Origin of the sequence: Acidicapsa acidisoli, from assembly GCF_025685625.1 — a bacterium.
Lineage (GTDB): Bacteria > Acidobacteriota > Terriglobia > Terriglobales > Acidobacteriaceae > Acidicapsa > Acidicapsa acidisoli.
Genome location: NZ_JAGSYI010000001.1, coordinates 2,198,808 through 2,220,840 on the forward strand (window position 1 = coordinate 2,198,808; position 22,033 = coordinate 2,220,840).

The 22,033-nt window shown below is 58.7% G+C and carries 16 protein-coding genes; 4 read left to right on the forward strand and 12 right to left on the reverse strand.

Annotated features, from left to right (window positions below; translation table 11 throughout):
- Positions 1–2: 2 nt before the first annotated feature.
- On the reverse strand, positions 3–887 hold the full coding sequence (gene motA, locus OHL23_RS08850; protein ID WP_263351415.1) for a flagellar motor stator protein MotA: 885 nt from the start codon (positions 885–887) through the stop codon (positions 3–5).
- A 231-nt stretch (positions 888–1,118) separates the two neighbouring features.
- Here motA and OHL23_RS08855 point away from each other — a divergent pair, with 231 nt between their 5' ends.
- Positions 1,119–1,655 carry a GNAT family N-acetyltransferase gene (locus tag OHL23_RS08855; RefSeq protein ID WP_263351416.1) on the forward strand — a complete coding sequence of 179 codons (537 nt, stop codon included), beginning with the start codon at positions 1,119–1,121 and terminating at the stop codon, positions 1,653–1,655.
- Between the two features lie 21 nt (positions 1,656–1,676).
- Here OHL23_RS08855 and OHL23_RS28580 read toward each other — a convergent pair whose 3' ends face one another.
- On the reverse strand, positions 1,677–3,254 hold the full coding sequence (locus OHL23_RS28580) for a sensor histidine kinase (protein WP_317891663.1): 1,578 nt from the start codon (positions 3,252–3,254) through the stop codon (positions 1,677–1,679).
- 21 nt (positions 3,255–3,275) lie between these two features.
- On the reverse strand, positions 3,276–4,958 hold the full coding sequence (locus OHL23_RS08870; protein ID WP_263351417.1) for a response regulator: 1,683 nt from the start codon (positions 4,956–4,958) through the stop codon (positions 3,276–3,278).
- 363 nt (positions 4,959–5,321) lie between these two features.
- On the opposite strand from OHL23_RS08870, the gene OHL23_RS08875 reads away from it, so the two are divergent.
- The gene (locus tag OHL23_RS08875; protein WP_263351418.1) at positions 5,322–6,050 is read left to right on the forward strand and encodes a response regulator transcription factor; all 729 of its coding nucleotides are present in this window, start codon (positions 5,322–5,324) and stop codon (positions 6,048–6,050) included.
- A 9-nt stretch (positions 6,051–6,059) separates the two neighbouring features.
- Here OHL23_RS08875 and OHL23_RS08880 read toward each other — a convergent pair whose 3' ends face one another.
- The 4 genes from OHL23_RS08880 to pruA all read right to left on the reverse strand — a co-directional run bounded on the left by OHL23_RS08880 (position 6,060) and on the right by pruA (position 12,010).
- Positions 6,060–8,510, reverse strand: a complete 2,451-nt coding sequence (locus OHL23_RS08880) for an ABC transporter permease (protein ID WP_263351419.1) — start codon at positions 8,508–8,510, stop codon at positions 6,060–6,062.
- Between the two features lie 251 nt (positions 8,511–8,761).
- Complete coding sequence (locus OHL23_RS08885) at positions 8,762–9,541, reverse strand: SOS response-associated peptidase (protein ID WP_263351420.1); 780 nt, start codon at positions 9,539–9,541, stop codon at positions 8,762–8,764.
- A gap of 35 nt (positions 9,542–9,576) precedes the next feature.
- On the reverse strand, positions 9,577–10,374 hold the full coding sequence (locus OHL23_RS08890) for an inositol monophosphatase family protein (protein WP_263351421.1): 798 nt from the start codon (positions 10,372–10,374) through the stop codon (positions 9,577–9,579).
- Between the two features lie 46 nt (positions 10,375–10,420).
- The gene (gene pruA, locus OHL23_RS08895) at positions 10,421–12,010 is read right to left on the reverse strand and encodes an L-glutamate gamma-semialdehyde dehydrogenase (RefSeq protein WP_263351422.1); all 1,590 of its coding nucleotides are present in this window, start codon (positions 12,008–12,010) and stop codon (positions 10,421–10,423) included.
- Positions 12,011–12,128: 118 nt separating this feature from the next.
- Here pruA and OHL23_RS08900 point away from each other — a divergent pair, with 118 nt between their 5' ends.
- Positions 12,129–12,581 (forward strand): c-type cytochrome, encoded by a 453-nt coding sequence (locus tag OHL23_RS08900; RefSeq protein ID WP_263351423.1) that lies wholly within the window; start codon positions 12,129–12,131, stop codon positions 12,579–12,581.
- 143 nt (positions 12,582–12,724) lie between these two features.
- Here the strand turns inward: OHL23_RS08900 and OHL23_RS08905 are convergent, their stop codons facing one another.
- On the reverse strand, positions 12,725–16,258 hold the full coding sequence (locus OHL23_RS08905; protein WP_263351424.1) for a glycosyltransferase: 3,534 nt from the start codon (positions 16,256–16,258) through the stop codon (positions 12,725–12,727).
- Between the two features lie 112 nt (positions 16,259–16,370).
- Here OHL23_RS08905 and OHL23_RS08910 point away from each other — a divergent pair, with 112 nt between their 5' ends.
- Positions 16,371–17,975, forward strand: a complete 1,605-nt coding sequence (locus tag OHL23_RS08910) for an ArnT family glycosyltransferase (RefSeq protein ID WP_263351425.1) — start codon at positions 16,371–16,373, stop codon at positions 17,973–17,975.
- Positions 17,976–17,988: 13 nt separating this feature from the next.
- Here OHL23_RS08910 and OHL23_RS08915 read toward each other — a convergent pair whose 3' ends face one another.
- Genes OHL23_RS08915 through OHL23_RS08930 form a run of 4 tightly spaced genes read right to left on the reverse strand, consistent with a single transcriptional unit; the run spans position 17,989 to position 22,025 of the window.
- On the reverse strand, positions 17,989–18,747 hold the full coding sequence (locus OHL23_RS08915) for a LolA family protein (RefSeq protein ID WP_263351426.1): 759 nt from the start codon (positions 18,745–18,747) through the stop codon (positions 17,989–17,991).
- 60 nt (positions 18,748–18,807) lie between these two features.
- A complete protein-coding gene (locus OHL23_RS08920) occupies positions 18,808–19,182 on the reverse strand; it encodes a hypothetical protein (RefSeq protein WP_263351427.1) in 375 nt (124 codons plus the stop codon).
- A gap of 44 nt (positions 19,183–19,226) precedes the next feature.
- A complete protein-coding gene (gene serS, locus OHL23_RS08925; protein ID WP_263351428.1) occupies positions 19,227–20,549 on the reverse strand; it encodes a serine--tRNA ligase in 1,323 nt (440 codons plus the stop codon).
- Positions 20,550–20,564: 15 nt separating this feature from the next.
- Positions 20,565–22,025, reverse strand: a complete 1,461-nt coding sequence (locus OHL23_RS08930) for an NAD(P)/FAD-dependent oxidoreductase (protein ID WP_263351429.1) — start codon at positions 22,023–22,025, stop codon at positions 20,565–20,567.
- Positions 22,026–22,033: the final 8 nt, after the last annotated feature.

The following is a 22,033-nucleotide window of genomic DNA, read 5'->3' on the forward strand; positions in this document are numbered from 1 at the left end:
TCCTATGCAGCTTCAACGTCGTCGGATGGAGCGCCGGTCGCGCCTTTGCATTGCTTTTCCATCTCGTCAAATCCGGGACGCACGTGAGCCGGAATTGCCCGGCGCGCCATCTCAATCGCGATGATGGGGGCATTCCCCTTGAGGAACGAGAGAATCAGCACCCGCAGAACCTGAAAATACTCGTGATGCTCTTCGGCGCCTTTGCTCATCTTTGAGGCCAGCGGCCCGACGAGCCCGTAGCAGAGCAGGATGCCGAGAAATGTTCCGACTAGGGCTGCGGCGACCTTTTTCCCGACCTCTTCGGGAGGGCCGCCTATTGCGCCCATCGTGATTACGACGCCGAGGACGGCGGCTACAATCCCCAGACCTGGCAGAGCGTCGGCGACCGTGGTCAGCGAGGAGATTGGCGCCAGTGCTCCATGATGATGCACCTCCATATCGCGCTCCATCATCTGGTCGATGTCGAATGGTTCCACGCCTCCCGTGATCGCCATGCGCAGCGTGTCGCAAACGAAGTCCACCGCATGATGATCCTTCACGAAGTCGGGATATTTTTTGAAGAGGACGGACTCCTGAGGCTTCTCCACATCGTTCTCGACGGAGAGCAGGCCTTCCCGCCGGATCTTGTTCAGTAATTCGAACATCATCTTCAGTGTGGTGAGATAGCGCGATTTGCCGAAAGGGGAAGGCTTGAGCACGCCTACCGCGCCTCCCACGATGGCCTTGATCGTATGTAGGGGGTTGGCAATGAGCAGGGTGCCGACTGCGGCGCCACCGATAATAATCAGTTCCGCCGGCTGCAACAGAACGAGCAGACTCCCTTTTTCCATTAGATATCCGGCCACGATGGCGCCAAAGACCACCACGATGCCTATGATTGCGAACATTCCGTTCTCCCGGTTTGCACGATATGCGTGTCGTTTCCTGCCTTGATTGTCTTGGTCGCTTATCGGCAGAAACTCAAGTAACTTGACGTGGTTGCGCGTGTCCGATTTGGGAACGGCTGGATGCCGCAATCGGTGGAGTTCTGGGTGCTTAGAGGGCTGTTCTCTGGGAACCAAACTGGATTTGAGAATGCGCTGATAGCTTGGCGCGGGCGGGGACGTACACTGAGATAAATGCTGCTTCAACCTGCTGTTGAAACTGATTATCCTGCAATTGTTGACCTCGCAAACCTGGCGTACCGGGGTACAGGAGAGTCGGCGAGCTGGAATGTCGAAGCCGGAATTATCGAGGGCCAGCGTCTCAATGGTTCGCTGCTGCGAGAAGAGCTGGCGGCTAAGCCCGACGCTCAGCTGCTCATCTGCCGGGATGCGGCCAATGGGCCATTGCTGGGAACTGTCTGGCTGGAGCCGAAGCAGGGCAGCATCTGGTATCTCGGGCTGCTTACTGTCCGTCCGGATATTCAGAACAGGCACATCGGCCGGGCGCTTCTGGCTGCCGCCGAGGAGTTTGCGCAAGAACGCGGAGCTGAGCGCATCCGGATGACCGTCGTGAATGTGCGGGACGCCTTGATTGCCTGGTATGTACGGCGAGGATATACGCTCACAGGCGAGACAGAACCGTTCCCCTATGGCGACGAGCGATTCGGCAAGCCGCTCCGGGACGATCTGCACTTCCTGGTGCTGGAAAAGAGTCTTTCGCTAAATTGTTAGATCGCCTGGCTTACGCTTTCTTCAGGCTGTCGCGGCTACGGCCTGTTGCGGAAGGCGAATGATAAACTGCGTTTCGCCGGGTTTCGACTCCACCTGGATCTGACCGCCGAAGCTCTGAGTCACGATGCGCTGCACGATCTCGAGGCCGAGGCCTGTGCCTTTACCGACAGGCTTGGTAGTAAAGAACGGCTCGAATATCTTGGAGCGCAGCTCTTCCGGGATGCCGCCGCCGTGGTCGACGATGCCGATGGCCAAAAATCCAGGCTCGCTCCAGGTTTGCACTTCGATCTGACCGCCTTCCGGAGACGCATCGATAGCGTTGTCGATCAGGTTGGTCCAGACCTGGCTGATAGCCACGCCTGTGGTATGAATACTAGGCTGGGCCGCGTCGAAGTGTTTGATTACGTTGATCCGTCTCTGGCGCAGCTTGTGCCCCAGGATTGTCAGCGTGCTCTGGATGCTGTCGTGGACATCCACGTCGCGCAAGGTGCAGCGGTCGTCATAGGCAAATTTCTTCACCGCCATAACCAGGTCAGAGACACGCGTAATGCTCTCTTCGATGGCACAAACGAGCGAAACGCTGGAAACCAACGCTTCCAGCCAGTTGAGCGCATCCGAGAGGGAGCTGGTCTCAAACACATCCCGGGCACAATCGAGCTCGTGCTGCTTGAAGCCGATGGCTACCAATGCCGGTCCTATCGTGTATGCGTTTTCTACACCGGCTGATTCCAGCCACTCGGACATCGCCTCTTCCGCATCGGCTTGCTCAAGGCTGCTCAAGGCTGGCGCATAGCAACTTCGCACCGCATGCTCCAGCAGATCGTGCATGCATTCCAGTTGAGGGGGAGTCTTGGCTTTGCTGCTCGAGCGCAGGCTCAACTCTTGCAGCCGCATCAGATTCTCTCGCAGTTGGGACGCGGCCCGCTTGGCCGCGGAGCCAGGATTGTGCAATTCATGCATGAGGCCGGCGGCAAGAGTTCCCAGGGAGATGAGCTTTTCCCGATGCGCAGCTTCTACCTGGTGCGCGCGCAGCCGCTGCGACATGTTATTCAATACTATTTTGCGTATGGGAAGGCTGCAGGCCATCAGGTTCCAGAAGCTGTCTTCGTTAAAGCGCAAACCTACCGATGGCTGCGCAGCCTGCAGGTACAACGAGGGAGCCTTGCCCGCGAGCAGCGTGACCTCGCCAAAGGAGTCGCCAGCCTTGGCCGTATAGACCCGGACTTTGCTGCCATCCGACTCCGCCTTGTCGGCGAGCACTTCGCCCTCCAGCAGAACAAAGAAGGCCCGCATGTTATCGGCGGGGTCGTGAAATGCTACTCCGGCAGGAATGCGAAGCAGATCTGCCTCGCCCAGTCCGCAGAGTTGGTCTGGCGTCAGGCCCTCAGCTGCAAGAGCCTTACTCAACTGCTCTGCGTAATCATCGAGCGAGACCCGTTCAACGGTGTACTGATTCTCGTTTTCCATAGTTGCCGTCTGCGCCGCAATTCCGGCTGAGACTTCCTTGGTCATGCTATCGTGGTCGCTATTGCTGTATTCATGGATGTAGCGTGCGGCTATACGCTGCGTTTCTTCCATCCCACTTTCGTTACGCCCCATCCATCCACCCCTTACTCCGGATTAGAAGCTTGCCAGATACTGGTGAGCAAACTGAACAGCGATCGAACCTTCTCCAACGGCCGACGCAGCCCGCTTTATCGACCCGTGCCGAACGTCCCCTGCCACAAAAATCCCCGGCACGCTGGTCTCCAACAGAAATGGCGACCGTTTTTCCTTCCAAACCGAGGCGAATTTGTTCAATGTCTTCGTTTCCGGCCCGGTCTGGTCTGCGCCGGTGAGGTCTGTTCCGGCAAGGATAAATCCCTTATCGTCCCGCAGGATAGAGTCCGGCAGCCATTCGGTGCCGGGTACCGCTCCGATAAACACGAACAAAGATGCCGCCATTCTGCAACTTTCTCCTTCGGGTCCGCGAATGTGCAGCGCCTGGAGATGATCCTCGCCATGGGCCGCCAACACCTGCGTGTTTGGCTCGACCACTATATTCGATGTGCGTTCGATCTCATCGATTAAGTATTTCGACATACTGGCCTCCAAACCATTTGCCCGGACCAGCATGGTCACCTTGCAGGCGAATTTGGCGAAGTGGAGCGCCGCTTGTCCGGCCGAATTGGCTCCCCCGACGATGTACACATCCTCATCCTTGCAGGCTGCAGCCTCTACCAGCGCCGCACCGTAATAGATGCCTCGGCCGGTCAGTTGCTCGGCCCCCGGAATATCGAGCCTGCGGTACTGTACGCCGGTGGAGAGCAGCAGAACGTGACTCGATACCTCGCGGCCATCCGCAAGCACCACAAAGCGATACTGGCCATCCACTCGCAGCCCGACTGCCCGCTGGGTCAGGAATTCCGCCCCAAATCGCACGCACTGCATATGCGCACGGCGTCCCAGGTCGGCTCCGGTGATGCCGGCGGGGAAGCCCAGATAGTTTTCGATACGCGAGGACGATCCGGCCTGCCCGCCAGGCGCGTCGGGCTCGATTACCAGTGTTTTCAGACCCTCAGACGCGCCATAAACCGCCGCCGCCAATCCGGCTGGCCCGGCTCCGACGACGACGATGTCGTAGAAGTCCTGGGCTGCCTGGGTGCGAAGACCCACGCGCGCGGCGAGGATTTCCTGTTCTGGGTCGACGAGCGCGCTGCCATCGGAAAAGAGCACGACCGGCAGCACTTCGGGGTCCAGGGAGCGCTCTTTGAGCAATTTCTGGGCATCGTCGCTGGCAGCCGCGTCCAGCCAGCGGTAGGGCACGTGGTTCCGGGACAGGAAGTTGCGCAGCTGATGATCTTTGAGCGACCAGCGATGCCCGATTACCCGGAGGCCTTCGAATTTGGGTTGATATCCGGCGTTCCAGTCCTGGAGCAAGTCGTCGAGTACCGGATACAGCTTCTCTTCGGGCGGGTCCCACGGTTTGGTCAGGTAGTAGTGAATTCGCGCCGAGTTGATGGCGCGGATGGCGGCTTCTGTGTCCGCGTAGGCGGTGAGGAGGACGCGTTTTGCCTTGGGGTAGATCTCCTGAGCCTTCTCCAGAAACTCGACACCGGTCATTCCCGGCATCCGCTGGTCGCTCAGTAACAGCCCGACGGCTTCTTCGCGTACCTTCAACTGTTGCAGTGTGTCCAGGGCCGCTTGCCCGCTTCCTGCGCGCAAGACCCGATAGGAAGACCCGTATTGCCGTCGCAGATCCTGCACGACCGCTTCCAATACGTTGATGTCGTCGTCGATGGCAAGAAGGATCGGTCTGTTCATACGTGATTCCCAGTTTAGACTGTCAAGTCCGGGGAATAAACTCCCCGTCGTCCATCCTCGATTTTTTCCACAGAAGAGACGTAAAGATCAATTTGATGGCGCAAAACTCAACATCCCTGTACTCTTGAGGCGGGAAGTGCAGTTACGAACGAGTTTCAAAGTCGTTAATAACTCTTACCAAAGGAACAGTCTTGCTCCCGAGGTGTCGCACAATAGATCAAGCCAAAGTAGTTTCTTAGATTGCCGATAGAAGAATAGGATCGTCCATTTAGGAAGTGCGGAGCGGTCATCCGAGTGAGTTGACATGCGCTGCGAACAATGGTGTGGTAAATTCGCGGCTGGATACGGGGGCGCTGCAGGGCCATGAACAAGATCATATTGGCAGACTCACAGGCGATTTTCCGTGCCGGCATGGCCAAAGTCCTCGGCACTGACGATGACTTCCGGATCATCGCTCAATGCTCCGATACGGAGCGCATGATGCATGCGGCCACAACCTTTCCCGGAGCGCTCGTCCTCTTTGCCTCCGTGCTCAAGCCGGAGCTTTCGCGTCTGAAGGTTCTTCTGGAAACAGTGGGCAGCCGGGGAATTGTGATCGCAGAGAACACAGAATCTCCACTTATTTTCGTGCAGCAGGGTTTCAGCGGAGTTATTCTCCGCAACAGTACAGGCGCGGCTCTGGTCGAGTGCGTTCGCAGAGTAGCCGCAGGAGAAACCTGGCAACCACTTCAGGCTGTGTTGGCGGATGCTTCTGTGGAAGACATGGTTGGCACGCGCGTCCGCGACCGTCTTACTCCCAAAGAAATGCGCATCGTAGCGCTGATTGTGCAAGGCTGCAAGAATCGCGAGATTGCGACCCGGCTCAAGACTACTGAACAGGTAATCAAGAATTATCTGCGGTCGATCTACGACAAGACCGGCGTCAGCGACCGGCTGGAACTTGCCCTCTTTACCCTGCATCATCGTGTGCTGGCCGAGGCTGCGGCCGACGTGGGCAGCCGTATTGAAGCAGAGGAACAGGCGGACTCGGCGAATACCGCCGAGATCTCCAAGCCGGGCAAAGTGCAAAGCATTGCGCGCACGGGCACCTAGGGCTCTCCGTTACTCCGTTCGCAGCGCCTCCATTGGGTTTAGCTTTGCGGCGCGCAGGGCTGGCAGCCAGACCGCGACCAGCGCAACACCGCTGAGCACAAGAGGCACACTGACGAAGACCGTTGGGTCCCAGTTCTTGACGCCATAGAGCAGGCTGGAAATCAGATGGGTCAAGGCAAAGGCGGCGCCTACGCCGATGGCTACGCCGGCGAGCGTCAGGCGCATTCCCTGCCAGACGACCATCCTGGTGATGCGCTTGCGGTCTGCGCCCATCGCCATGCGGATGCCGATCTCCTGCGTCCGCTGCTGCACGGAGTAGGCCATCAGGCCGTAAATTCCGATCGCAGCGAGCACCAGCGCCGAGCCGCCGAAGATGCTCAAGAGCAGCATGTTGAAGTCCTGCCGGGCGGTTGAACGAACGACGACCTCTTCCATCGAGCGTACCCGCGCCACCGGGAAGCCTCCGCTGGCCTTGCGTAGCTGTTCGGTAAGTGTCGCCGTCATTTGATGGGGATCGAGCCGCGTGCGGACGACCCACGACAGGGGTGCAACCTTGGAATTCAGCTCGGTCAGGCCGTCGGTCATCTGCGCGAGCGGCACCACCATCTTGGAGCCGGGGTTGCGATTCAGCCCGCCATCGCGAACGTCGCCTACGATTCCAACGATGAGCCGTGCGGGTTCCTCGAACTCGGGGCCGACGCCGTGGCCGATGATAATTTGCTGGCCTACTGGATCTTCGTCTTTCTTCCAGAATTCCTTGGCCATGGCTTCGTTGATAATCGCAACGCCCTGCGATCCGGCGGTGTCGTTGTCGGTAAAGTCGCGTCCGCGCACGATGGGTATCTTGAAGGCGTCAAAATACCCCGGCGAGACGGCCATCCAGCCCGCGCCACCGGTCGAGGGACCGTTGAGCGGCTTGCCCACAATGATGAAGGGCAGGCCGAATCCGCCGACGAGCGGCATGGAGTTGGTGACCGAGGCGGTAATCACGCCGGGAACCGCATTCAGTTGTTCGCGGCCGACGCGGACGACTTGGGCTACGCCCGCGGTCTTCTCGAAGCGCGGACCATTGAGAGCCATCTCGGCTGTCCAGACGTTGTGCGCGTTGAAGCCGGGATCAACTGCTCTTAATGCGACAAAAGTGCGAATCAGCAGGGATGCGCCGACGAGCAGCACCAGGGCCAGCGAAACTTCGCTGACGACGAGCAGGGAGCGCATCTTGTTATGCCGCAGGCTGGAACCGGAGCCCTTGCTGCTCTCTTTCATCGAACTGCTCAGGTCGGGTTTCGATGCCGCCAGAGCCGGAATCAGCCCGAATAGAATCCCGGTCAATAGAGAGATTCCAAACGTGAAGAGGGCGACGCGCCAATCCAGTCCTACGGCTGCGCCATCCTCGCCAATGCGCGGAATATCGCCGGGGCTGATCGCTAGGAGCGCCCGGACGCCGGTCATGCCGAGCACCAGCCCGAGCAATCCGCCGGTCAGGGCGAGGAGGACGCTCTCGGTCAACAGTTGTCGAATGATCCTCGCGCGGCCTGCTCCCAACGCGGCGCGAATCGCGAACTCGCGGCTTCGCCCTGCTGCGCGCACCATCAGGAGATTGGCGACATTGGCGCAGGCGATGAGGAGCACAAAGCTCACGGCGCCAATTAGTACCAAAAGGGAGGAGCGAATATCGCTTACCACCGAATCTTTGAGTAGTTGCGCATCAAAACCACCCCGTTCATTGGCTCCTGGATACTTGCGGTTGAACTCTAGCGAGGCTAGCTTAAGTTGAGCCTGCACCTGGGCCAGTGAGATTCCAGGTTTCATGCGCGCTGCAGCAACGAAGTAATGCGCCTGGTCCTTTGTGTTGGGATCGAACTGATATGGAATCCAAAGATCCGCGACCGGATCGGTGTCGAAATCCGGACTGGTTATGCCGACCACGGTGTATGGCAGGTTGGCAATCGAAATTGCCTTCCCGACCAGACTCGGATCACTGCCAAATTTGCGCTTCCACAAACCGCCGCTGATCACAACCACATTGCCGCCGTGGGGCCTGTCTTCTTCCGGCGTGAATGGCCGTCCCTGAACAAACTTTGCCCCGAAGATGCGGAAATAGGACTCGGTCACATGCACCCCATGCACCTGTTCCGGGACAGCGCCGGTCAGATTCATGCCCCCACCGAAGTCGTATCCGGCCACGTCCTGGAAGACGCTGGTCTGCTCCTGCCAGACATGCAGCTTGGTCGCCGAAGCGCCAGGACCTTCGCCGCCAGGCCCGGTCAGCAGAATCTGCACGATCCGATCCGGCTCGGGATAGCTGAGTGGCTTGAGCAACACCGCATTCACCACCGAGAAGATAGCTGTATCGGCTCCAATTCCCAAGGCCAGCGCAGCTACGACAGCGATGGTGAACCCTGGATTCTTCACAAACATGTGAAAGGCATGTTTCAAGTCAGTGCGGAAGTCACTCACAGACCCACCCCCGTAGGATTGTTTTAGTAAGACCAGTAGCCCGGCATTGCAAAGCAGAGGCAAGACGGACTTCTGCCTGCTACAACGCCGTCAGATACGAAACGGTTAACTACGCACAGCAGTTCAAAAATGTTCGGGAAAAGTTGATCGAATGAAAATGACAAGCTGAAGACGTTGCGTCTTCCTCATTCGTGAGCGGGCGAGCGCATTAAAGTACGAAATTTTACGTAGGGCGGGGTGGGAAAAACCGTTCAGGCGTCCGTCAGGCCGCCGAACATTTCCAACTGCGCAGTATCCGCTTCCGATGCGGTCTTTGAATCCGGGCATGGTTCTGCCAGCGAGGAGTCGTTGTTTCGTACGCTGTTGATCCGCGTGCTCACCTGCCAGGACTTCATCTGGTCCGAGTCGAATGGCCGTAGCAGATCGACCGGGGGCTGTTGCGCATTGTCATCGCGCAGCCAGCGTTCGTAGTCGGATCGCTTGATCAGGAGCGGCATGCGGTTGTGATTTGTCATGTCGTACACGATCTCATTGGGCTCGACGGTGACGACCGCGAAGGTGTCCAGTTCCGTTGCGCCGTCCGGTGAGCGCCAGTGCTGCCAGATTCCCGCAATTCCAAAAGGCTCGCCAGCCTTCATGGCGAAGACAAACGGTAGCTTGATTTTCGGGCTGACGCGCCGCCATTCTACAAATGCGTCGGCTGGAATCAGGCATCGCCGGTAGAGGAACGACTTCCGCCAGACTCCGCTCGAAAGCAGCTTTTCCGCGCTTGCATGGATCGTATCCAGCTTCTTCGGATCTGTGCAGAAGGGCGGCAGAAAGCGCCAGTGCATCATGCGCAGGGTGCGCATACCCGGCGCTTCGTCCCAGACGACGACTGGCTGCATTGTTCCCGGCGCAGCGTTGTAGTTCGGCGCAAGGCCCAACTCGACACCCAGATCGACGCTCGAATCCGGCTCATCGGGCGTTCCGAGTTGAAACGCTTCCGCGATTCTACGCTTATCCGACCGCCGCTGGTATCGCCCGCACATGCCTTGTTCTCCGTCTGCTAATGCCGCGAAACCCTCTATGCGAGGGTCGGCAGCGGAACTCCTACCAGTGCCGCGAGCTCTTCGGCGATCCCCGGAGCTGAGGCGAAGATGACGTTGCCTTTGAGCAGTCCGTCGCCAGCCAGAAAGTCGTTAACGCGGCCGCCTGCTTCTTCGACCAGAACGAGGCCGGCGAGGCAGTCCCAGGAGTACATATGCGATTCAAAGCAGCCGTCGACGCGGCCGGCGGCGACGTTGGCCACGGCGAGCGCTCCGGAACCGGCTCCGCGAATTGCAACTCCGGTGGCCATCACCTTGTCCAGCATGGCGAGATAGGTCGCCTGCGGCTGGCGCGAGGCGCGGCCAACTTCCAGCAAGGACTTGTCGAGGCTGGTGGTCGAGGAGGTCTTGATCGGTTCGCCATTCAAGGTTGCCCCCATGCCCCTGGCTGCGGCAAAGAGCTCGTCGGACATGGGCTGGTAGATGACGCCGATCGAAGCCACGCCCTTGTGCACGAAGGCGATTGAAACGCAGAAGTGCGCGATGCCGCGCGCGAAGTTCGAAGTGCCGTCGATGGGATCGACGACCCAGGTCTGGTCGCTCTCCTGGCCGCCGTCTTCTTCGCCGAGAAAGGTATCGCCGGGGAAGGCCGTCAGCAGACGCTCGCGGACGAGCTTTTCCACCTCGCCGTCGGTGGCAGTGAGGTAATCCTGTGGTCCTTTGAACTTGTAGATCATGTTGTCGCGGTCGAGAAACCGGCGCTTCTGGAGTGCTCCAGCCTCGCGCGCGACGGCGCAGGCTATCAGGAGCCGGTTTTGCAGGGAATTTTCGCTCATAATCTCTTTCGTAGGGGTGCGCGCAATCGCGGCGCGCAATTTTGTTTTATAGCTTTTCGGCAACGGATTTGGCCTGCGTGAAGAGCAGCAGATAATCCGGGCCGCCGGCCTTGGAGTCCGTTCCGCTCATGTTGAAGCCGCCGAAGGGATGCGCTCCCACCATTGCGCCGGTGCATTTGCGATTGAGGTAGAGATTGCCGACGTGGAACTCGGCTGCTGCATGGTCCAGCCGTGACCGGTCGTTTGTGTAGATGGCTCCGGTCAGGCCGTATTCGGTGTTGTTGACGACCGCGAGGCCCTCTTCGTAGCTCTCGACCTTGATCAGCGCCAGCACAGGCCCGAAGATTTCTTCCTGCGAAATCACGGCGTCGGGATCGATGTCGGCGAAGACGGTGGGTTCGAGGAAATAGCCGCCGGCATTCGTTTCAATTGCCGAGCCGCCCGCGACCAGCCGGCCCTCTTGCTTGCCCTTTTCGATATAACCGAGGATGCTTTCCTTTGCGCTGGCGTTGACCACGGGGCCGAGGTTCGGGTTCTCGACCGGATCGCCGACCGTGAGCTTTCCTACCCGGTCGCGAACCTTTTCGACGAGGGAGTCATAGACCGGCGCTTCGATAATCGCACGGGAACAGGCCGAGCACTTCTGGCCGCTGAAACCGAAGGCCGAGGCGACGATTCCGTCGGCTGCGACGTCGATATCGGCGTCGGCGCAAACGAGGATCGAGTCCTTGCCGCCCATTTCGAGGACCGTTCGCTTGATCCAGATCTGGCCGGGCTGCGTCTTGGCCGCTAGTTCGTGAATGTCCAGTCCGACCGATTTTGAGCCGGTAAAGGCAATGAAGCGGGTCTTCGGGTGGGCGACGATGGCATTGCCAAAGGTTGCACCAGATCCGGGGCAGAAATTGACGACTCCGGCCGGAAGTCCAGCCTCTTCCAGCACTTCCATAAACTGGGCCGCGATGGTCGGGGAATCGCTGGAGGGTTTCAGGATTACCGTATTGCCGGTGACGATGGCCGCTGCGGTCATTCCGGCCATGATGGCGAAAGGGAAGTTCCACGGCGGAATGACGGCTCCCACGCCGAGTGGAATGTAGACCAGCCGGTTGCGCTCGCCGGGGAACTGTATCGGCGTTGTGGCTTTGGCCAAGCGAAGCGCCTCGCGGGCGTAAAACTCAAGAAAATCAATGGTTTCTGCGACGTCGGCGTCGGCCTCGGCCCAGTTCTTGCCGACCTCGTAGGTGAGCCACGCTGCGAATTCCAGCTTGCGCTCGCGGATGATCGCCGCCGCGTTCAGAAGCAGCGAGGCGCGCACTTCGACAGACACGCGGCTCCAGGAGTGAAAGGCACGCAGCGCCGCATCCATGGCTTCCTGCGCGTGCTCCGCGCCTGCCTTCTGATGGACGCCGACAACCTGCGCGGGCCGCGCCGGGTTCAGCGATGTGATCTTGCCCGTTGTCTTCTCGCGATGGCCGCCGATGATCAGGTCGTACTCGCGGCCGAGTTGCGACTCCACATGGTTCAGAGCTGCGCGCATGGCGCGGGCATTCTCTGACTCTGCGAAGTTGACAAAGGGCTCATTCACAAACTCGCCGTGGGGCGAACGAAGTGCAATTCCGGAAACGGTGTCGAAACTCATACCTTACAAGTCTAGCTGAGGATGGGAATCGGCGTCGTACAGTGACTGCTTTCCATGCTGCCTGGTGTCCCAGGAACTCCCGTTTCGTCGCGTTATCTTCAAAGAAGAAGGATGGGAGATGAAACTTACATCGCTGCGGGCCGCTGGGGCTTCTTTGACACTGTTGACACTCGGTTTTGGAGCACTTTTATTCAGCGCAAGCGCTCAAATGGGTTCGTCCGGTCAATTTGACGGCAAATGGCTCCATCGGGTTCCGGACGAGGACCGTGCGCGCAGCAATCCTCTGGCGCATCAGCCGCAGGCAGCAGAGGCCGGTAAGGCGCTCTTTGCTGAAAACTGCGCCAAATGTCATGGGGCTGACGCCAATGGACGCACCCATCCGCCGCCGCGTCCCAGCCTGCGCAGCGCGCGAATTCGCCACGCCACGGACGGCGAGCTAAGCTGGATGCTTCGCAACGGCGATCCGTACCAGGGAATGCCTTCGTGGGCTTCTCTGCCGGAGCAGCAACGATGGCAGATTATCGCCTACCTGCGCACGCTGCCGCCGAGATCGTCCGCAGCGAAGCATTAGGAAGTCTCTGAACAAGTTCATTATGGCTGGAAATTGCGCCAGTCGAAATATTCCCTGGGCGGCTAAAGCCACGCCCTTTCAAGACAACCTGGTTCCGGGGCTTGTTCAGAGTTTCCTTAATCTTCCGCTGCGGGTGTAACGCTCTAAACACTTTCCATCAATTCGTCGGTTTGCTTGCTCATCTTGGCCGTGCGGGCGATCTTGTCCCAGTTGAAAGGCCGTCCGTCGATGGCGCGTTTCACGGTTTTGAAGAGCACTACGGAAAATACCTGGCGATAGGCGAAGCGCTGCAGCCAGATATGGAAGAGCAGCCAGACGTCGCCCTTGTTAGCGGGGTGCTTGCGCTCCAGGCTGAAGGCGACTGAGGAGGTGATGAAGTCGATCACCATGAAGGTCAGGAAGTAGGCCAGCAGCTTTTCGAACGATGCATTGCTCGCCGACTCAGGGTGATAGTAGCGGTCCCAGAAGAACTGCCCGACACCGAAGAGGAACATGATGTCGATGAAGGGTGAGACCAGCGGCAGCAGCATCTGAAAGACGATGATGTTGGGCAGTGCGAACAGTCCCATTGCCTTGTTGCGCACAAAGGCCGCGCGATGCTTCCATACCGCTTGGAGTGTTCCAAAGGACCAGCGGAATCGCTGCCGCATCAGGCCTTTCGCGTCGACCGGAGCTTCGGTAAACGCGAGCGACCGATCTTCGTAGACGACCTTAAGCCTCTGCTCCAGCAGACTCATGGTCAGATCGGCATCCTCCGCGACTGTGTTGAGAGGGTAACCTCCGGCAGCTTTCACCGGCGCGGTTCGCCAGGCGCCGATTGCGCCCGGAACGACAGTGACCACGTTGAAGAGGTCGAGGGCGCGGCGCTCGAAGTTCTGGCTGGTGATGTATTCAAGAGCCTGCCAGCGTGTCCAGAGGTTGACGCGATTGCCGACCTTGGCGTTGCCGGCGACGGCGCCTACCAGCGGATCTTCAAAATGCGGAATCAGCTTGGCGATGGCGTCGGGTGCGATGACCGTATCGGCGTCGATGCCGACGTAGAACTCCTCTGTCAGGCAATCGACGGCATAGTTGAGCGCAGCCGCCTTGCCACCGTTGGCCTTGGTCAACACGGCCACTTTTCCGGCTGCGATCTCGGGTGCGTAGGCTTCGCGGGCTACCTCGGCTGTGCGGTCGCTTGATCCGTCGTCGATCACCACTACATGCAGATTGGGGTAGCTCGAATTCAGGACCGAACGCACGGTGCGGACGATGACTGTCTCCTCGTTGTACGCGGGCACCAGTACGGCGACTCGCGGAGTAAAACCCGGAGTCGGCTCGCGATGCTTGCGTAGCCGGTCGATGATGGCGAGGATTCCCACCAGCACCAGCCGCGCGCTCATCAACACATCTCCAACGAAGAAGACCAGCACGATGAAGTGACCGAAGAAGGACAGAATGCTGAAGGCGACCGAGTCGGCACGCGCCCTCCAGTACTGCATTCCTGTGATTTTCGGCATCACTTCCGCTGTAGTCTTGCCCATCAGCGAAGAGACGGGCACGATCTTGTAGCCGTGGGCGCGCAGGGCATCGATCAGCACCGGCAGCGCGGCCACGGTGGGCGCGCGGTTGCCGCCGCCATCATGCATGAGAATGATGCTGCCCTGGAACTGCGGCTTGGTCTTCATGTTGTCCAACTGCGCAAGCACCGAGGCAGTGATCTCCTGTGGAGACTTGCGCGGATGCTCGTCCCAGTCGTCGGTGTCGATGTTGTCACCTACGACCACGTAGCCCATCTTCTCGACGCGGTCGGCAGGCTCGGCCTGATCATCGGTATCGGGGTCCTGGTCGATGTCGTACGGAGGCCGGAAATAAAGTGGCTGGATGCCCAGCTTGCTGGCAAAGAGCCGCTCGGTGAGGTTGAGTTCCAGTTGTAGTTGCCGGGACGACACCTCACTGATATCCGGATGGCTGTAGGTGTGATTGCCGATCTCGTGACCTTCGCGCACGAGGCGCTGCATCAGGCCCACGTTTTCCTGCGCCTCCGAGCCGATCAGCATGAAGGTACCTTTGACGTTCTTCTGTTTCAGAATGTCGAGGACCTTTGGCGTCCAGGTGGGATCTGGCCCGTCATCGAAGCTGAGAGCGACCTCGCCGGGATGGTAGCCGTAGTGCTCCACTTTGTAGCCCAATGGATAGGAATCCATGTGCTCGTCTATGATGAGTCTGCTTCGAGGATCGGTGTCGTCGGTGTCGAGTTCGATGGTGCGTCTCCCCGGCTTTGGCCTCTCCGTGATGCGGATAATGTCTCCGACGCCTTCATCGTCCAGGTCATGACCAGGGGGGACAACACTTAGTGCGTTCAGAGAATCAGGGCTGCTTGGCTTGTCCCAGATGCTCCAGAGCGAGCGGTCTTCCTGCCCCAGCGACCATAGCGCAAAGGTCTGAATACCCAACGCCCGCGCGCCGCGCATCTCATTGAGCATGGTCACGGCATCCAGAAACCAGACGACATGTCGGACGTGGTTGTCCTCGTCGATGAAGGAATAGTGCGGGTTCAGCGAGTCGTAATCCAGATCGAGATCGGCGTCCGCGTCCGAAGCCCGCTGCCATGCATCTTGGACGCTCAGGTCATCGGTAAAAAGCACCTTCGGCTTGGGGTGCTTTTTGTCTTTCGGGTCAGGGATCGAGATTTGCCAGTCGTAGCCGTAGTTCCCGACGGCGCAGATGATCTTTCCCTTCGGCACAACCTTCAGAACGCGCTTAAGGTTGTCGAGGAACCACGACTGCGAGGCGACGGGGCCCGGTTCGCTACCTTCTTCATGCTCGTCGTAGTTCATGACGAGCAGTCCGTCGGAGTTGGCCGCCATGCGCTTCAGCGTGTCGTCGTCGGTCGAAACCTCGACGTTGATATAGAGGCGCAGATTACGCGCATGCATATCTGAGTACAGCGCCTGGATGAACTGGAGGTAGGCTTCCTGGGCGTTGTCCGGTATGTTTTCGAGGTCCAGCGAGAGTCCGCGGTATGCCGGCAGACCGACAAAGAAGCTGATGATCTGCGAGCGCAACGCCTGACTCTTGACAGGGTCGGTCAGCACTCCGCCAATGGCTGGATCGAAGCTCTGATTTTGCGGGTTGAAGCTGCTCAGATTCGGGAAGATTTCGGTATCTTCCTTGGCGGCCGTAATCACGTTCTTGACCTTGTTCATCTCGTCTGGATCATGAACGCCGTGATTATCGACCGCACGATACTCCCGGCGGTCATCGCTGGATTCGTCCATCAGATTTCCGTCAGGCTCCGAAACGTGGAGCCAGACCGGAAAGAGAATATCCAGTTGATGAACGTGCTCTTTGAACGAGGAGTAGCTGGCCGCATTATCTGGCCGGTAATACGCAGCGCGGAGACTTTCCCCGGTGTTGAAGGGGATGTCGGAAGGTCTGCGCGCCGTCCTTCGCCGCGCCGGCTTTTCTTTAGCTTTTTCTGCCCGGATCAGATCCGATTGCCGGTCGCGGAGTGCTTTGAAGTTGTGCTTCGGACTGGACAGCAGCAGATCGGGAAGCTTCTGCTGGCGAAGCACATTGAAGATAAAGATTGCAACCACCACTGTAAACAGGAGTGCGGAAATGTCCAGAACGCGGCGGAGCCGCTTCCAGCGTTTACGATGCGGGTCGAGAAAAATCTGTTTGTCGGGTGTCATCTGTGTCTGGGGAACCTAATCTGGTTTGCCGAATGCGCCTGAATCAATCGTGCGTTGCGGATTCCGTCCTGAGCGTCCGAGGTTACACTCGAATCGTATGGAAGCAGGTTCGGTGCGTCAATTCAAAGCGAGACACATTTCTGGGCAAAACAAGGCTGCTGCGCAAAACGTGCAGCCTGAGGGTAAGGAAGTCAAATCCACTCCTGCGGCAAAACTCGAATCAACGCCGGAACCGGCGTCTACTCCTGTTCCCAGTGTAAGCTGGCAGGCCGGGCGTCCCGGCTGCTTTGGCTGGCGCTGGCTGGGCTGGCGGGCAATGGCCGCACTGATCGGCGGGCTGATTCTTCGCTTGTGGATGCTCTCCGCTTTTCCGCAGGATAACGGCGACGCGCTGATTTACGGCGGCATTGCCAGGAATATCGTTCTCCATGGAGCATTTGCCATTACCGACGGAAGCGGCGTGGTCCACTCAACGCTGATCCGGCTGCCGGGCTACCCGCTTTTTCTTGCGCTTTGCTTTCGTTTCTTCGGTATCGCCAACTATAACGCTGTTACATACTTACAGATTTTTCTCGAACTCGGAGCGTGTCTGCTGCAGGCTGATTTTGTCCGCCGGATCAGTTCGCCGAGGGCTGGTCTAAACGCGCTTTGGTTGGGCGCGATGTGCCCGTTCACGGCGGTCTATACTTCTGCTCCGCTGACCGAATCGCTCACTTTCGACGCGATCTGCCTAGCGATGTGGTCGCTGGAACGATATTCCAGCGGAATGGCGAAGGGCAAACCTGAACCAGGCATGAGGGCATGGAGCGCTCTGGGTCTCTTTACTCTTGCCATTAGTTCCGCTGCGCTTCTGCGTCCGGACGGCGCTTTGCTGGCCTTTACTCTATGGCCGGCTTTGCTGTTCTCATCGCGTCAAGCCGGAGTTTCACTGAGGCCGGCATTGCGCAATGCCCTGCGGAATGCTTTGCTGTGCGGCGTGATCTCGGTGCTTCCCTTTGCCGTGTGGACTGCGCGCAACTGGCGGACATTCCATGTTTTCGAGCCGCTTGCCCCGCGCTACGCCAACGATCCCGGCGAAGACCCGCACCTTGGCTGGCAGCACTGGGTCAAGACGTGGTGCCTCGACTTCAGTTGCACGTACCAGATTTACTGGAATGTGCCGGACAATACGATCGAATTGAGCGATCTGCCGAGCCAGGCTTTCGACTCGCCAGCGCAACAGCAGCAGACGGCGCAGTTGATCTCCGAATACAACGTGGATCAAGAGATTACGCCGGCGCTCGACGCTCGCTTTGAATCCCTGGCGCGGGAACGGGCCGCAAGCCATCCGCTGCGTACCTGGTTGCTGCTGCCGATGGGACGGCTGGCGGATATGACGTTTCGTCCGCGCGTTGAAAATCTGCCAATCGATCTGCGCTGGTGGCAATATTACCTGCATCACGCGGAAACGAAATTCAGCGTGGCCTACGGTTTGGTCAATCTGTTACTTATCGTGCTGGGGATAGCCGGGCTTGTCTGCCGCCCGCGTTACTGGCCGTACATGGCCGCGTATTTAGTGCTGCGCAGCCTGCTTCTGCTCACGATCGAAGCGCCTGAGACTCGCTATACGCTCGAATTTTTCCCGATGCTCTTTGCGGCGGGCGGGATCGCGCTTCAACGCATCTTCTCCGGGCAAAAGTCTGGAACAAAGTCTCGGCGAAAGCAATTGCAAACGTGACCGTCCGCGAACTTCAATGGTTGACGATCTGCGTTCCCGATGGGGTCTTGATCACAAATGCATCGTCTGGAATCTTTGAGTTGAGGCGAATATCGTTGTAAAGGAACACGACGTAACTGGCATCGCTGGAAAACTTCTGCTGCTTCACCGCGACGCCCTTGTCCATGTCAATCCAGAGCAGCACCCTGGAAGTGGTCTTGGCGAGACTCGCGTCGCGGGGCGTCAATTCCAGCTTTGTGGCGGCAACTCCACTTACCTGCTCTGTTCCGGCGTACGTTATGTTCCAGTTTTTCGCCAGATCCTTGCCGCTGCCGCCAAAACCGAGCGTCAGAAATGTCTCTAGTTCCGAGCGTTTCTCGCCGACCTGGAAGACCTGGAGCTGCTTCAGACGAGCTTCATAGAGCTTTCCGACGCCGTCAGAATAGACCATATCTTTTTCCAGCGGCTTGCCGTTGAAGGTCTTGAGATGGACAGCAATTTTCATCTGGCCGTCTTTCCGTTCAAAGATCGCCGTCCCCGTCTGCTTGTCGTCTTCTTCGATAGGCTTCGTTTGCACGTTGTCCCAGACAAACTGCGCCTGTGCGGACTTGAATTTTGCTGCGGAAGCATCGAGCTTTGTCAGAACTTTTTCCAGATCCGTCGGAGCTTTCGCGGGAGCCGGAGTTTGTGCGAAAACGAGGGGCGGCAGCGGGACAATGGCCGTCGCCTCAAGGGTGAGCCCGAATAGGAGCACTACATTGAGACCAAAAGATCTAGACGCGAGAATCATCATTCCACCTGCCAACTTGGACGAATAGGAAGCTGCAAAGTCCCCGAAAATAAAGCAGAACGACTAGCGATGTGCCCAGACTTTCCATGCGGTTGGCTTGCCATCGACGTAAGCTGTTGTTTCCCACCGTACCACCGCGACTGCATCCCCTGTGACTGGCTCGATGGCCTGGTGCAGCGCCCTGCGGACATGCCAGTCTCCGGCGGACGGGTCCACCCAGACATCCTTGTACGGGACAGTGACGATCAGACCGTGATCGCCATCACCGACAACCAGGGTTGGACCGGTAAAGCCCGCTTCGCGAAACGGCTTGTCTCCGTAGTTCCAGATATGGGGCGTGATGAAGATGAAGGCCAGAATCAGCGTGACCATCACGTCGTAGTGGAAGCTGCCCCGTTGGTGGGTCCAGAAAAAATAGCTCTTCAACGTCTTTTGCATCTGTCCTTCTACCCTGCTGTCCTGACTGACTTACTGCTGCTTTATTACTGTGAGGTAATCCGATCCAGGCCGCCCATATAAGGCTTCAGCGCTTCGGGAATTGCCACCGAGCCATCGGCCTGCTGATAGTTTTCGAGAATCGCCAGCCATGTTCGTCCCACCGCCAGGCCGCTGCCGTTGATCGTGTGGATGAACTCATTTTTGCCTTTGCCGCCCGGTTTGAAGCGGATATTCGCACGCCGCGCCTGGAAGGCTTCGAAGTTCGAGCAGGAAGAGATCTCCCGGTACAAACCCTGTCCTGGTAGCCAGACCTCAAGATCGAACGTCTTCGCGGAGGAAAATCCCGTGTCACCGCTGCACAGCAGCATACGGCGGTAAGGGAGACCGAGTGTTTCGAGAATCTCTTCAGCGTCGCGGGTGAGCTTTTCATGTTCGGCGTCCGATTCCTCGGGACGCACGAATTTCACCAATTCGACTTTCTGGAACTGGTGCTGGCGAATGATTCCGCGGGTATCCTTGCCGGCTGCTCCGGCTTCGGCGCGGAAGCAGGGTGTGTAGGCCGTGAGCAGAATGGGAAGCTTCGCGTCGTCAAGGATTTCGTCACGGTAGAGATTGGTCACCGGAACTTCGGCGGTCGGAATCAGCCAGTGATCGTTGTCGCGATACTCGCCCTCGACGAAGTCCGTCCCGTCACCGCATCGAAAGAGGTCATCGCCGAACTTCGGCAACTGGCCGGTTCCGAAGAGGCTCTTGCTGTTCACCATGAAGGGCGGCAGAATCTCGGTATACCCGTGCTTACTGGTGTGCAGATCGAGCATGAAGCTGATCAGCGCCCGTTCAAGCCTCGCTCCAACGCCCCTGTAGACGGCAAAACGTGCTCCGCTGATTTTGGCAGCGCGCTCCAAATCCAGAATTCCAAGCGACTCGCCAAGCTCCCAATGCGGCTTAGGCGTGAATTCGAAGGCTGGAATCGCGCCCCAGCTCTTGACGACGACGTTATCCTCTTCGGATTTTCCGGCAGGCACTTCGTCGCGGGTCAGATTGGGAATGCGCGCAAGGGATTGACGCATTTCGTCATCCAGAGCCGCCGCAGTCGTGTCGAGCGCGTCCAGTCGCTCTTTGAGCGCCCGGGTTTCTTCCATCACAGCATTTGCCGCTGCGTCCTGCCCTGACTTTTTCAGCGCGCCGACCTGCTGGCTCAGCTCATTGCGCCGCGCCTTGTATTGCTCAGATTGGGTGATTGCCTCGCGGCGGCTAGCGTCGAGGGAGTGGAAATCTCCCAGCAATAACGCCGGGTCGGCACCGCGGACGCGCAGCTTTTCTTCCACCAAAGGCAGGTTATTGCGTACAAATCCCAAGTCCAACATGGTTCTTCCAGCTTACTATGGCTGTTTCCGACGTTCCCCGGCAGCGACCGCAAGCGGGCGGGGAGCAGCTTCGTGGGCCGGCATTTGAGCGGGAATAGGATCGTGCGTGTCAGGATCATGCGGGTCGGGATCGTGAGGATCAAGCGCCGAACCGTGCGTCGCTTCCTCCCAGCCAGTCAGCCGCTGGTCGCCGGTAATCAGGCGGGCTCCATCGGTAAAGGTGAAGTAGGTCCAGGCCCAGGAGCTGAAAATTGCCAGGCGGCTGCGGAAGCCGATGAGGAAGTAGATATGCACCACGATCCAGGTCACCCAGGCCATGAAGCCGCCCCAGTGGGCTTTGAACGGCCACTCGATCTTGGCGACTGCCGCGTGGCGACCGATGGTCGCCATGTCCCCCTTGTCGAAGTAGCGGAAGTTGGGCCGGGTTTTGCCTTCCAGATCGGCGGCAATCACCTTCGCCACGTGGCGGCCCATCTGCATTGCGGGCTGGGCTACGCCGGGAACAGGACGTCCATCCTGTTCAAAATGAGCAAGATCACCACAGACGAAGACTTCGGGCAATCCCTCTGGATTCAACTGCTTGTCTACGAGGACCGCGCCGCGCTTGTCGACCGGCGCGCCCAGCATTCTGCCCAGCGGCGAGGCTGCCACTCCGGCGGCCCACAAGGTTACGACTGCCTCGACTCGCTCGTCGCCGATCATAACGTATCCCGCGCCCACGTCGGTGACTTGCTTGTCGGTCCAGACTTCGACACCAAGCCCTTCCAGTTGTTTCAGGGCCATCGCGGAGAGATCCTCGGGGAACGTCCCAAGAATGCGGTGCGCGCCCTCGATCAATAACACCCGCGCCATTCCGGGATTGATGTGGCGGAAGTCGTGGCGCATGTAGAGGCGGGCAATGTCCGACACCGCGCCGGCAAGCTCGACTCCTGTGGGTCCGCCGCCGATGACGACAAAATTCAGCGGCGGATGCCAGCCGTGTTCGAGCATGTGCCGCTCCGCCAGTTCAAAGGCCAGCAGCACGCGGCGGCGAATCTCGATCGCGTCCTCAATGGACTTCAGCCCAGGCGCGAATTTTGCCCACTCTTCATGGCCGAAGTAAGAGTGGGTTGCTCCGGTTCCGAGAATCAGGTAGTCGTAGTTGATCGTTGTGCCGCTGGCCAGCTTCAGTTGGCGATCAGTAGTCTCAATCTCCATCACCTCGTCCATCAGTACTTCGGTATTGGCGTTCTTGCGGACCACGGTGCGGATCGGTTGGGCGATTTGCGCCGGTGACAGAACTGCCAGGGCAACCTGGTAGAGCAATGGCTGAAATGTGTGGTGATTTCGGCGGTCGATTACTGTTACGTCGACGGGAAGCTTGCCTAACGCCTGGGCCGCGTTGAGGCCTGCGAATCCGCCTCCGACGACGGCTACGCGCGGCCTTTTGACAGACGCAGCATTGTGGGGGGCGGACGGCGGAGTCAGCTGGCTCATGTCGTTGA

What these genes read in the sequence shown, in the direction of transcription:
- OHL23_RS08930 (WP_263351429.1), bottom strand. Translation starts at nt 22,025, where the DNA reads ATGAGCCAGCTGACTCCGCCGTCCGCCCCCCACAATGCTGCGTCTGTC.
- OHL23_RS08875 (WP_263351418.1), top strand. Translation starts at nt 5,322, where the DNA reads ATGAACAAGATCATATTGGCAGACTCACAGGCGATTTTCCGTGCCGGC.
- motA (WP_263351415.1), bottom strand. Translation starts at nt 887, where the DNA reads ATGTTCGCAATCATAGGCATCGTGGTGGTCTTTGGCGCCATCGTGGCC.
- OHL23_RS08900 (WP_263351423.1), top strand. Translation starts at nt 12,129, where the DNA reads ATGAAACTTACATCGCTGCGGGCCGCTGGGGCTTCTTTGACACTGTTG.
- OHL23_RS28580 (WP_317891663.1), bottom strand. Translation starts at nt 3,254, where the DNA reads ATGGGGCGTAACGAAAGTGGGATGGAAGAAACGCAGCGTATAGCCGCA.
- pruA (WP_263351422.1), bottom strand. Translation starts at nt 12,010, where the DNA reads ATGAGTTTCGACACCGTTTCCGGAATTGCACTTCGTTCGCCCCACGGC.
- OHL23_RS08870 (WP_263351417.1), bottom strand. Translation starts at nt 4,958, where the DNA reads ATGAACAGACCGATCCTTCTTGCCATCGACGACGACATCAACGTATTG.
- serS (WP_263351428.1), bottom strand. Translation starts at nt 20,549, where the DNA reads ATGTTGGACTTGGGATTTGTACGCAATAACCTGCCTTTGGTGGAAGAA.
- OHL23_RS08855 (WP_263351416.1), top strand. Translation starts at nt 1,119, where the DNA reads ATGCTGCTTCAACCTGCTGTTGAAACTGATTATCCTGCAATTGTTGAC.
- OHL23_RS08915 (WP_263351426.1), bottom strand. Translation starts at nt 18,747, where the DNA reads ATGATGATTCTCGCGTCTAGATCTTTTGGTCTCAATGTAGTGCTCCTA.
- OHL23_RS08890 (WP_263351421.1), bottom strand. Translation starts at nt 10,374, where the DNA reads ATGAGCGAAAATTCCCTGCAAAACCGGCTCCTGATAGCCTGCGCCGTC.
- OHL23_RS08920 (WP_263351427.1), bottom strand. Translation starts at nt 19,182, where the DNA reads ATGCAAAAGACGTTGAAGAGCTATTTTTTCTGGACCCACCAACGGGGC.
- OHL23_RS08885 (WP_263351420.1), bottom strand. Translation starts at nt 9,541, where the DNA reads ATGTGCGGGCGATACCAGCGGCGGTCGGATAAGCGTAGAATCGCGGAA.
- OHL23_RS08905 (WP_263351424.1), bottom strand. Translation starts at nt 16,258, where the DNA reads ATGACACCCGACAAACAGATTTTTCTCGACCCGCATCGTAAACGCTGG.